Below are 11604 nucleotides of genomic sequence, written 5' to 3' on the forward strand. Positions count from 1 at the left end.
GATAAATTTATTAAAAAAACTAAATTTGACCACTTTTGTTTAGAAATTTAGACCAAAAAGTCAAATTTACAAAAGAGACAAATCCCTAGCTATTTTGCACTTCAGGCTGTCCAAAGAGCCTATTTGCCTCTTTTATCACGCCCTCTTCTCTTTGCTTTTTAAGCTCCTCTGGGCTCTTACTCTGACTTAGCGACATCAGCTCTTTTACAAAGTCATTTTGTGGCTGAGATAGCGCATTTGCCTCGATCTGTCGTGCCGTAACAGGCTCTTTTACTGGCTCATCTTTTTGCTCGTCTTGCTGTCTAGCCTTTATCTTAGCGATCTCCTCGTCAAGGTAGCTATATTTATCCTGTGGCTCTTGTGGCTTAGTTTGAGGCTCAGGCTTTGCGGCAGGAATTTGAGTTTTGGCATTTACGATCTTGATCTTTTTACCAAAAATTGTATGTAAAATTTCATGCATTACGCCCCAGCTTTTTTTAAAAAATGCCAGCTCGTCGCCAGTTGCATTGACGACTAAGCCAAGCTCATTTTCATTTAAAAAGCTAAAACTTATGTGATTTTTAAAAATTTCTCCTAGCTCAAAGCTTCTATCATAAATTTTTGCCACAAACTGCTCGTATGGTGACTTTGGCGCTTCTTTTAGGGCTAAAATTTGCTCACTCACGCCAGTTTTTGGCTCTATAACCACGCTAGGCTCATTCTTAGCAAGCTTTATGGCTTCATCGATATCTTGTAAATTTAGCGCCTCTATCATCATAAAAAGCATAAGCATCAGCACAAAGCCATTGTCGCTTGATACGCTTAGCATCGACTTTGCCTGCGCCAAAATCCTAAAAAATCTCTCATATATAAGAAGTGAAAATTTCGGGTCATTGTCTAAAAATCTCTGCTTTAAATTTGCCAAAATTTCATCTATGATCATCTCTGGCTCATAGGTCTCAAGCTCGGTTACAAGCACTCTTATTGCGTTTTTATCGGCATTTGCGACGTGCTCGATGATCTGCTCGATCCTACTTGGATCAAGAAGTCCGAGCATCGCTGCCACGCTTGATTTTGTGATATTGCCAGCGCTATAAATGATAGCTTGATCAAGCAGCGTTAGCGTATCTCTTAGCGAGCCACCGCCACTTCTTGCAAGTATCTCAAGCGCCTCCCTCTCGTAGCTCACGCCCTCTTTACTAAGGATAAATTCAAGGTGTTTTACGATCTCATATCTGCTTATTTGCTTAAATCTAAAATGCTGCGTCCTTGAAAGCACCGTTGTTGGCAGCTTCAAAGGGTCGGTGGTTGCTAAGATAAATTTAACATAACTTGGCGGCTCTTCAAGCGTTTTAAGAAGGGCATTAAATGCCTCTTTTGTTAGCATATGCACTTCGTCGATGATAAAAATTTTATATCTAGCAGCCGTCGGAGCGTATTTTGTCTGCTCGATAAGCTCCCTTATGTCGTCGATCTTTCTGTGGCTGGCTGCGTCCATCTCGATGATGTCCATATGGCGCGACTCGTTTGCCATCACGCACTGCGCGCAGACCTCGCAAGGCCTAGAAGTTGGTCCTTTCTCGCAGACCAAAGCCTTTGCAAATATCCTAGCGCTCGATGTCTTGCCGCTTCCCCTAAGGCCTGAAAACAAATAGGCATGGCTCACTCTGTTCTCATCAAGTGCGTGGGTTAGGCTCTTGCTTACGGCTTCTTGTCCGATGAGCTCGTCAAAATTTTTTGGTCGATATTTTAGGGCTAGTGCTTGCAACTGCTTTCCTTTTTGCAATTTTAATTTGCTGATTTTATAAAAAAAGGCATAAATTTATGGTTATGATAAAGTTAAATTTTGCTAAATTTAAGCCAAACTTTAGCGAGAAGGACAAATTTGCAAGCATTTATATCTGGATTTTTCACCTCTTTATCGCTCATTTTAGCTATCGGCGCACAAAACGCATTTGTGCTAAAACAGGGCATCAAAAGAGAAAATATCTTTATCATCTGTCTTATTTGCGCTATTAGCGACGCTGTCTTGATCTTTGCAGGAGTTTTTGGGCTTGGTAGCCTCGTGCAAAACTTCCCCATCATCAAGCAAATCGCCCTATATGGCGGCTTTTTATTTTTACTTTTTTACGCGCTAAAGAGCTTTCACTCGTGCTTTTTCAAGGATCTTAGCATGGATACGAGCAGCGAAAATGCTAGATCAAATTTAAAGAAAAACATCCTTTTAACGCTAGCATTTACTTGGCTAAATCCTCACGTCTATCTTGACACGATGATACTAATAGGCTCGGTTTCGACTAAATTTAAAGATGAAAATTTGATATTTGGCGTGGGAGCTAGCCTTGCCTCATTTTGCTTTTTCTTTGCACTTGGCTATCTGGCTAGGTTTTTAGCGCCCATCTTTGCAAGGCCCATCTCTTGGAAAATTTTAGAGTTTTTTGTCGGCCTCGTCATGCTCGCCCTTGCCTTCATGCTCCTTTTTGCTAGCTTCTAGCCTATTTTTTAGCGCCTCTTTTTTGCGAAGTTCGAGCTGGTAGGCTTCATTTAGCGCATCTTCGTCGTCTAAATTCGCTCCGTCTAAAAATTTGCGGTAGTCTTCAAACTGCCTATTTTTTATCCCCCAAAGCACGCCAAAAAGCAGGGCCGCCCCCATCAAAACAGAGATAAAAACAAGCATCGCAAGAGTCGTTGTATCCACTATTTGTCCTTAAATTTTCTAACTATAAAAAGCGAGTTTAGTATCACACTTAGCGAGCTTGCCGACATGAAAAGCGCGGCAAATAGCGGCATGACGTAGCCACACACGGCAAATGGCAGGCTAAGGGCGTTATAAAGCAGGCAAAAGAGTAAATTTTGCTTTATCGTTTTATAGGTAAATTTTGAAATTTTCACCGCTTTTGCAAGGCTTTGAAGGCTGTCATCAAGTAGCACCACGTCGCTTTTTTCTAAGCTCACCGCCGCGCCACTTCCCATGCAAATGGCCACGTGGGCAAGGCTTAGCGCAGCTGCGTCGTTTATGCCGTCTCCTACCATCAGCACATTTTTGCCCTGCTGCTTAAGCTCACTTATAAATTTAGCCTTCTCATCAGGCAGCATCCCTGCTCCAAATTCGCTCACACTAAGCTCATCTGCCACGTTTTTTACCTCATTTTGCACGTCGCCACTTAGGATAAAGGTCTCTAATCCAGCTGTTTTTAGCTCATCTATCAATGCCTTTGCTTCGGGCTTTACACTATCTTTTAGGTAAAATTTAGCCACCAGCTCGCCCTGCTTGCCCACAAAAAAGCTCACATTTTCTTCGCTCTCATCAAATTTCACCCCATTTTCAGCCAAAAAGCGCCTACTTCCAGCTACAAAACGCTCACCCGCAATATCAGCGCTAACCCCTTTTGCCACGCTTAAATTTGCATTTTCAAGCTCAACTTTTTTTGCACCTTTTTGCTTTAAAAACTCAGCCACCGCAACGCTTATTTGGTGGTTTGAGATGAGGCAAAGCGAGTAAATTTTATCGATACTAACGCCATCTTTTACAAAAAACTCGCCAACTTCAAATTTAGCTTTTGTTAGCGTCCCAGTCTTGTCAAAGACCGCCACGTCGCACTTTGCAAGGCTTTCAAAAAATTTAGCCTCCTTAAAAAGCACCTTGTTTTTAAAGGCAACCCCAAGGGCGCAAACGCTGCTAACTGGTGTGGCAAGGGCAAGCGCGCAAGGGCAAGCGATGACGATGACGCTCACAGCTGTCACTACCGCTTCTGAAAAGCTAAATTTAAAGTACCAAAACCAAAATGTAAAAAATGCCAGAGTAAGCACGCTAAGAGAGAATTTCGAGGCGATTTTATTGACTGCTAGCTCGATATTTGGCTTTTTTAGCTCTGCGTTTTGGAGTAAATTTATAAGCTTATTAAGATATGAGTTTTTAAAAATTTGCCTTGCCTCATAGACGATCTGTCCATTTAGACAGACAACGCCGCTTTTTACCTCGCCGCCAGAGCTTAGCAAAAGTGGCAAACTTTCGCCTGTTAAGCTTGAGCTATCCACGCTCGCCTCACCGCTAAGCACCGCTCCATCAAGCAGCGCCCTCTCGCCAGCTCTTAGCACGATCTTTTCGCCTAAATTTACATCCTTTGGCTCTTTTAAAATGTCCTTGCCATCCTCTAAAACACAGACCTTTGCAAGAAGCATGTCGCTTAAGAAATTTGAAGTCTCAAGCGCCTTTTTCTTGCCTAAAATTTCTAAAAATTTGCCGATAAAAACAAAGGTTATGATCATCGCAACCGAGTCAAAATAGCTCTCACCGCTTCTCGTAAACATCGCAAATATCGAGTAGATATAGGTTATGCTAGCTCCCGTGATGACGAGCAGGTCCATATTTGGCGAGGCGTTTTTAATGGCGATTTTTGCCCCTTTAAAAAACTCGCTACCAGTATAAAAAAGCACAGGCGTTGCCAGCACGAACTGCGCGAAGCTTAGCAGGTCCTTCACGTCGCTTCTGATACCGCTAAAGTAGCCGCCATACTGCGCGATCGCCAGCCACATGATATTCATCGTGGCAAAGACACCAACAAGCGCTTTTGCGTAGAAATTTCGCCTTTTTTTGACTAGCTCGTCCTCTTTTTGGCTCGCCGCATAGGCCTTTGGAGTGTAGCCAACGGCGTAAATTTTCTCAACTATCTGCTCCACCAAGAGCTCTTGCTCGTCAAAAACGATGACCGCCTTTTGGCTAAGCGAGTTGATATTTACCTCCAAAATTCCAGGTAGGCTAAAAAGCGCCTTTTCAAGCAGCCAGATGCACGCCGAGCAGGTGATGCCGTCAATGAGAAGCGAAATTTTAGAAAACTCGCCCTCTTTTGTCACCAGCTCGCTAAAATTTGCCGCTAAATTTTTGACATTTGCACCGCTACTTGCAGGATTTAGCGTGTTTTTGCCAAGCCTCTCGTAAAACTCGCCAAGGCCGCTTTCATTTAAAATTTCATAGACGCCTTTGCAGCCGACACAACAAAATTTAAGCCCGCCCTTAGCCTCTATCATCGCGCTTTCATCAAAGCTTTGCTTGCAGTGAGAGCACCTACACTTCACGGACGCTTCTTTTTAAGCTGGTCTAAATAGCCATATATCGTGATCTTTGAGACGTTTAGCTTGGCTGCCACGACCTCGATAGCGCCCTTGATGTTAAAAATGCCCTTTTCGTTCATAAAGCCCACGAGTTCTAGCTTCTGCTCTTTTTTGAGCTTTTTGCCCTCGTTTTTGGCGATGATCTTGTCGATCAAATTTAAAACTATCTGCATCACATCGTCGTTTTGCTCGTCATGAGGCTCATTTTCACTCGTCTTTAAGAAATTCCCAGCCATTTCAAAAAGGCTCTTTGCCACGCTTGCATCGACATTTACGCATATCACCCCTATGATCTCGCCTGCTTCATCTCTGATAAAAGCGGTTGAGGACTTCACAAGCTTTTCATCCTTGGTAAAAAAGTAGTTTGCCACGTAGTCGTCTTTGAAATTTTTACTATTTAAGACCTCGCTTACAAGGTGGTCAAAGCTTTGTCCGACCTTTCTGCCAGTGACGTCGCCAGCTACATAGACGACCGAGCGCTGCGGGTGTGAAAGGTCGTGTAGCACGACTTCGCAGGCAAATGGCGAGCTTTTTTGGATCAAATTTGCCGTTGGGATAAATGCCTTTAATATATGGTGCATAAGGCGCCTTTTGTTTTTGTTTAAGTTTAGCCAAAATATTTTTAAAATTTCGATAAGAAAAAATATAATTTTTTATGAAAATTTGTGAAATTTAAGTGGTAATAATAATTTTTTATCTATAATTCTTTAAATTTTTAAGGAGAAAATATGAAAATTTATGAGACCGAAATTTCAAAAAAGAAAAAGGCTCACTACTCTTTGGCGACCGAGCATAACGGCATCCTCTACATCTCAGGTCAGCTTAGCATGGACCCAGAGACTAGGCAGATCCCAGAGGGGCTAAAGGCGCAAACAAGGCAAGCTTTAAAAAACCTTGATAATGTGCTAAAACTAGCAAATGCAACAAGAAATGACATCTTGATGTGCCGCATTTATACGCCAGATATCGACTTTTGGGACGAGATAGATGACGAGTATGCGCTATTTTTTGGCGAGCACAAGCCAGCTCGCGTCGTAGTGCCGACAAATAAACTTCACTTTGGCTGCCTGCTAGAGATCGAAGCCACAGCGATACTTGATAGAAAATTTTAAAAGGAGCAACAATGCCTAAATTTATCTGCTCAAAGTGCGGCAAGAGTGCAGATTTTGAGACACCTATATTTGCGTGCGAGTGTGGCGGGCTTTATGATCTGGAGTTTAAACCAGTCAAATTTGATCTAAATTTGATCGATCAGCGCGAGTTTAGCCTCTTTAGATACCGCGAATTTTTCCCTATCAAAAACGATCTTTGGCACGATATCAGCCTTGGCGAAGGGCTAACAAAGAGCGTGAAATTTGATGACTCACGCTACCTTAAAATGGACTATGCGATGCCAACGCTTTCCTTTAAAGATAGGGGTGCTGTGATGCTTATTTGGTTTTGTAAAACCAATGGCATCAAAAAAATCTTACAAGATAGCAGCGGAAACGCTGGAAACTCAGTCGCCGCATACGCTGCTAGAGCTGGCATAGAGTGTGAAATTTACGTCCCAAAAGGCACTAGCGAGAAAAAGATAAAGATGCTTGAGTACTACGGCGCAAAGGCGGTCGTCTTTGACGGCACACGCGACGAAACGGCAGATGCTTGCAGAAAAAGGGCAAAAGATGAGGGCATATTTTACGCAAACCACGTCTTTAACCCGCTTTTTTACCAAGGCACTAAAACATATATATATGAAATTTACGAGCAGCTTGGCTTTGTCCCTGAAAATTTATTCCTGCCAGTTGGCAACGGCACCTTGCTAATAGGCTGTGAGATCGCACTAAACGAGCTATATGAGGCAGGAGTGATCAAAAAACTACCTAAAATTTTCATCGTTCAAAGTGAAAATTGCGCGCCGTTTCTTGGGGCGACAAGCGAGCCAGTTGCGATAAAGGCGCAGCCTACACTAGCTGAGGGCATAGCGATCGCAAAACCTGCTCGTGGCGCTGAAATTTTATCTAGCGACTACGCAGGCGAGCGCGAAGTGATCACGATAAAAGAAGATGATATTGAGCCAGCTAGAAATTTCCTAGCAAGCCGTGGCTTTTACGTCGAGCACACCACAGCAGCCATCTACGCCGCCTACGCAAGCTACGTAAAATCACACGAGCTTGAGGGCAAAAGCATCATCTCGATGTGTGGCGCTGGGCTAAAAAGCGAGCATTAAATTTAAATTTGCAGGTCACTATGCCTGCAAATTTGCCTACTTTAGCGACTTTGGTTGTGGCATTTCTTGACAACAAAGTTTTATTTTTATAAAATGCCAAAACTTTCAAAAAACTTTTGAAGCCCAGAATTCTACAATCTTATCCCCGCATTTAAAGAGGAAAAATGGAAAACAATAACCAAACCGAGCAAAGTGCTGCTCAAAGCACAAAAACTACAAAAAAACATCAAGCATCAAGAACCCACGTACCAGTCGACGGACACAAGATCGAAGAGCTAAGAACGCTTAGTTTAGACGAGCTAGTGCAGATCGCAAATGGCGTTGGCGTCGAAAATCCACGCGAATTTCGCAGGCAGGATTTGATATTTGAGATACTAAAAACCCAGACAAAACAAGGTGGCTTTATACTATTTACTGGAATTTTAGAGATCACAAACGAGGGCTACGGCTTTTTAAGGGCTGTTGATGCGAATTTAAGCGACAGCTCAAACGACGCTTATGTTTCAAACTCACAGATACGCAAATTTGCACTTCGTGTGGGCGACATCATTACTGGTCAAGTAAGAGAGCCAAAAGATCAAGAAAAATACTACGCCCTTTTAAAGATCGAAGCGGTAAACTACATGCCTCTAGCAGATGCAAAAGAGAGGCCACTCTTTGACAACCTAACCCCACTTTTCCCAACCGAAAAGCTAAATTTAGAGTATGATCCGATGAAGCTAACGGGCCGTGTGCTTGATCTTTTCACGCCTATTGGCAAGGGTCAGCGTGGCCTCATCGTCGCACCTCCAAGAAGTGGTAAAACTGAGCTTATGAAAGAGCTAGCTCACGGCATCGCCAAAAACCATCCAGAAGCGCAGCTCATGGTGCTTCTAGTAGATGAGAGACCAGAAGAAGTTACCGATATGCAGCGCTGCGTAAAAGGTGAGGTATTTAGCTCGACATTTGACCTGCCAGCGCTTAACCACGTCCGCGTAGCAGAGCTAGTCATCGAAAAGGCAAAACGTCTAGTTGAGATGGGCAAAGATGTCATCATCTTGCTTGACAGCATAACCCGTCTGGCACGTGCCTATAACACAGTGACCCCACCAAGCGGTAAGGTGCTAACAGGCGGTGTGGACGCAAACGCACTTCACAAGCCAAAACGCTTCTTTGGCGCAGCTAGAAACATCGAGCACGGCGGCTCTCTAACCATCATCGCAACAGCACTTATCGACACTGGCTCACGCATGGACGAAGTGATATTTGAAGAGTTTAAAGGCACTGGAAACAGCGAAATCGTGCTTGACCGTAACATCTCAGACCGCAGAATTTACCCAGCTATCAACGTACTAAAATCAGGCACCAGAAAAGAAGAACTACTTCAAAAACCTGATGAGCTTCAAAAAATTTGGGCTATCCGCTCTGCGATCGCGACAATGGACGACGTCGAAGCACTTAAATTCTTATACGCAAAAATGCTAAAAACAAAAGACAACAAAGAGCTTCTCTCTATCCTAAACGAGTAAATTTAACTGAGCTTGAAGCACTTGCTTTGAGCTCAAATTTTTTCACTTAAAATATCTAGCCAAAAATATCTTAGAAATTTTGAATTTTCTAGCTCTTGCAATTATAAAAGAGATTACGATTTTTAAACGATTATTTGCTAAATTTTTCTATATCTTGATTGATTAAATTTTCATATTCGCAAAGCTCGTTGCAAGTCTTTTTACTCTGTTCGATAAGCTCATCAAATTTAAATCCAAGCATCACGATACGATAAAGGTTTGGCTTGTGTTTTCGCCAGTTGTAAAGCGTTGCGACATCAACGTCTAAATGATAAGCCATATCACGTTTTGTCATCTTAGCCACTTTACACTCCTTTTTTTCGAGTGATTTTATAAATTTTATTCTGATAAGAAAACAATTGAATTATTTTATGTTTTTTATTAATTTCATTGAATATTTAAACTTTATTTAATATAAGAAAATTTAAAATAGCTGCGTAACATTTTTTAAATAAGGAGTAAAAATGAAAAATGTAGTTTTAAAAGTTGCTTTAGGTTTAAGCCTAGCTAGTGCCGCTGCTTTAGCGCAAGGAGCGTTTGTTGGGGTTGAAGGAGATTATTCTTTTAATTCAAATTTAACAGCAAAAAGCGACAATGGCAAATCAAAAGCTAAAAAAGCACAACCCGGTCTTGGCATAAAAGCTGGTTATGACTTTGACGTAGCTAGAGTTTATGGAGCTTACATATATGACTTTCAAGCTAAAAAGTCACTTGGCAACGAAGATGGCACAATAATAAAATGGAAAACTCATAAATTTATAGTTGGAGCTGACTATACTCCGAGCGTAGCAAAAGATCTTAAACTAGTTCTTGGTGGCTACACTGGCTACTCAAAGCTCAAAATGGATGTATTTGATATTTATGATGGCTCTGAAAAAGCTAGTATAAATGGCTGGATGCTAGGTGCAAGAATTGGTGCTGAGTACTCTATCAACGAAAACAATGCGGTTGAGTTTGGTTTAAAAGCTGATAGAACAAAATATAGCTCTATAACAAAATATAACAATGCAAAAATAAAAGAGACAAATGTGGGTCTTTATATGGGATATACATATAAATTTTAATCACCAGCAAGCTCAAATTTCAAAGCAAATTTGAGCTTTTATTAGAAACTATAAATTTATCAGTTTTCCTAAATTTTCGCCGTCTAAGCGGTAGGTTCTCCACTCAAGAGATTGATTTTTAGCGCCCATGCTTTCATAAAATTTGATGCTTGGTTCATTCCAGTTTAGACAGCACCACTCAAGCCTTTTTAAATTTTCATCCTTGCAAATTTGAGCTAGAAATTTAAAAAATGCTTTGCCGATGCCTTGATTTCTAAATTCTTTTTTGACATAAATATCCTCAAGATAGATCCCACCAAGCCCTAAAAATGTAGAAAATGTGTAAAAATAGATAGCATATCCTATCACCCTGCCCTCACTCTCGCAGATAAGGGCTTTTGCATGGTTTTTGTTAAAGATAGAGTCTGCGAAAATTTCATTTGTAAAAGTGACTTGATCGCTCATTTTTTCGTAAGCCGCAAGCTCTCTTACGAGCTCACAGATCACGTCTATATCGCTTCTAGTCGCTTTTCTTATTTGAAATTTCATTAGTTGTCACCAAAGAGTGCTTTTAGATCCTTGACCATTCCGCCGTCATTGTCGCCGCTACCAGTTTTTGAGCCAAGCTCGTTTAGCTCGATCTCATAGCCAGTTAGCATGCTTGCAAGGCGGATATTTATGCCGTTTTTGCCGATAGCCTTGCTCTTTTGCTCGCTCGCAAGTGTCACGATCGCCTTGTTTTCTTCGATCTTTACAGATGTGATGATCGCAGGTGCCATAGCGCGAGCTACCAAGATCGCTGGTTCGGTGGTGTATTCGATCGCATCGATGCTCTCACCGTGAAGCTCTTTGCTTACGGCATTTATCCTAACGCCTTTTGTGCCGACAGTTGCGCCGACTGGATCGATGTTTGGAGTGGTTGAGATGAGTGCTACTTTTGCCCTTTCTCCAGGGATCCTCGCACTTCCTTGGATGATGATGCCGCCATCTTTTATCTCAGGCACCTCTGAAGTTAGCAGCGCTTCAAGAAATTTAGGCGAAGTCCTTGAAAGCTCGACCTTTATGCCTAAATTTTTATCTGTAAAAACTTTTCTAATGACCGCTTTTACCACGTCGCCTACTTTAAATTTCTCGCCTTTTATGCGGTTTTTACGTGGTAAGATGGCACGAAGCTCGTCTATCTCGATAAATGTGTTTTCATCGTTATCTACCCTAACAACTGGTCCAAAGACCATGTGACCACTCATCTCATTATATTTTTGTAAAATTTTCTCTTCTACTAGGCGCTGGATGTGATACTCAAGCTCCTTGTGAAGCGTTTGAGCTGCGGTTCTGCCAAGGTTATCAAGGCTTAGCTCGTAAGTGAGCTCATCGCCGATCTCTACGCCACTATCTATCTTTTTAGCATCTTTTAAGCTTAAAAAGTGCTCATTGTCTTCAGCAAGCCTCTCATCGTCGTTTGCTACGATTGAAATTTTTTGATAAAGCTTTAAGTTTTTATTCGCATCGATGCTTACATCATATTCATAATTTTCACCATAAACCCTTTTTGCAGTGTTTATCAAAGCCCTTATGACACGCTCTTTTACATCTTCTATCTCTAAATTTTTCTCATTTGCAATTGACTCTATAATGTCTGATATTCTTTCCATTTTTTCTCCATTGTGACGATAAATTTCGGGGATTTTTCGTGAAGTTTTGAAATTATACATAA

12 protein-coding genes are annotated in these 11604 nt (G+C 41.7%); 5 read left to right on the forward strand and 7 right to left on the reverse strand.

Going from position 1 to position 11604, the window contains the following annotated elements; all coding sequences use genetic code 11:
* Positions 1-85 precede the first annotated feature (85 nt).
* Positions 86-1747 (reverse strand): DNA polymerase III subunit gamma/tau, encoded by a 1662-nt coding sequence (locus CYP84_RS05715; protein WP_103636945.1) that lies wholly within the window; start codon positions 1745-1747, stop codon positions 86-88.
* A 117-nt stretch (positions 1748-1864) separates the two neighbouring features.
* On the opposite strand from CYP84_RS05715, the gene CYP84_RS05720 reads away from it, so the two are divergent.
* The gene (locus CYP84_RS05720) at positions 1865-2473 is read left to right on the forward strand and encodes a LysE/ArgO family amino acid transporter (protein ID WP_258033903.1); all 609 of its coding nucleotides are present in this window, start codon (positions 1865-1867) and stop codon (positions 2471-2473) included.
* On the opposite strand, the gene ccoS is transcribed toward CYP84_RS05720, so the two are convergent.
* The 3 genes from ccoS to CYP84_RS05735 are packed head-to-tail and all read right to left on the reverse strand — an operon-like array spanning position 2408 to position 5672.
* A complete protein-coding gene (gene ccoS, locus CYP84_RS05725) occupies positions 2408-2677 on the reverse strand; it encodes a cbb3-type cytochrome oxidase assembly protein CcoS (RefSeq protein WP_103636947.1) in 270 nt (89 codons plus the stop codon). The two genes, CYP84_RS05720 and ccoS, sit on opposite strands and share 66 nt — an antisense overlap.
* Positions 2677-5055: a heavy metal translocating P-type ATPase gene (locus CYP84_RS05730; RefSeq protein ID WP_103636948.1), complete on the reverse strand. Its 2379-nt coding sequence runs from the start codon at positions 5053-5055 to the stop codon at positions 2677-2679. Before CYP84_RS05730 ends, ccoS begins: the two co-directional genes overlap by 1 nt.
* Positions 5052-5672: a helix-turn-helix transcriptional regulator gene (locus tag CYP84_RS05735; protein WP_103636949.1), complete on the reverse strand. Its 621-nt coding sequence runs from the start codon at positions 5670-5672 to the stop codon at positions 5052-5054. The genes CYP84_RS05730 and CYP84_RS05735 overlap by 4 nt, the downstream gene beginning before the upstream one ends.
* 147 nt (positions 5673-5819) lie before the next feature.
* Between CYP84_RS05735 and CYP84_RS05740 the strand changes: the two genes are divergently transcribed.
* The 3 genes from CYP84_RS05740 (at position 5820) to rho (ending at position 8808) form a co-directional block, all read left to right on the forward strand.
* Positions 5820-6203, forward strand: coding sequence for a RidA family protein (locus CYP84_RS05740; RefSeq protein ID WP_103567345.1), 384 nt, complete (start codon positions 5820-5822; stop codon positions 6201-6203).
* A gap of 11 nt (positions 6204-6214) precedes the next feature.
* The gene (locus CYP84_RS05745) at positions 6215-7300 is read left to right on the forward strand and encodes a pyridoxal-phosphate dependent enzyme (RefSeq protein ID WP_103636950.1); all 1086 of its coding nucleotides are present in this window, start codon (positions 6215-6217) and stop codon (positions 7298-7300) included.
* Between the two features lie 164 nt (positions 7301-7464).
* Positions 7465-8808 carry a transcription termination factor Rho gene (gene rho, locus CYP84_RS05750; RefSeq protein ID WP_021092197.1) on the forward strand — a complete coding sequence of 448 codons (1344 nt, stop codon included), beginning with the start codon at positions 7465-7467 and terminating at the stop codon, positions 8806-8808.
* 130 nt (positions 8809-8938) lie between these two features.
* Here the strand turns inward: rho and CYP84_RS05755 are convergent, their stop codons facing one another.
* On the reverse strand, positions 8939-9151 hold the full coding sequence (locus CYP84_RS05755) for a transcriptional regulator (RefSeq protein ID WP_002941953.1): 213 nt from the start codon (positions 9149-9151) through the stop codon (positions 8939-8941).
* Between the two features lie 160 nt (positions 9152-9311).
* Here CYP84_RS05755 and CYP84_RS05760 point away from each other — a divergent pair, with 160 nt between their 5' ends.
* Complete coding sequence (locus CYP84_RS05760) at positions 9312-9911, forward strand: outer membrane beta-barrel protein (protein ID WP_103636951.1); 600 nt, start codon at positions 9312-9314, stop codon at positions 9909-9911.
* A gap of 48 nt (positions 9912-9959) precedes the next feature.
* On the opposite strand, the gene CYP84_RS05765 is transcribed toward CYP84_RS05760, so the two are convergent.
* Entirely contained in the window at positions 9960-10439 is a 480-nt protein-coding gene (locus tag CYP84_RS05765; protein WP_103636952.1) for a GNAT family N-acetyltransferase, read from the reverse strand.
* Positions 10439-11542, reverse strand: a complete 1104-nt coding sequence (gene nusA, locus CYP84_RS05770) for a transcription termination factor NusA (protein ID WP_103636953.1) — start codon at positions 11540-11542, stop codon at positions 10439-10441. Before nusA ends, CYP84_RS05765 begins: the two co-directional genes overlap by 1 nt.
* Positions 11543-11604 lie beyond the last annotated feature (62 nt).

This window comes from Campylobacter concisus, assembly GCF_002912425.1.
Taxonomy (GTDB): domain Bacteria; phylum Campylobacterota; class Campylobacteria; order Campylobacterales; family Campylobacteraceae; genus Campylobacter_A; species Campylobacter_A concisus_AH.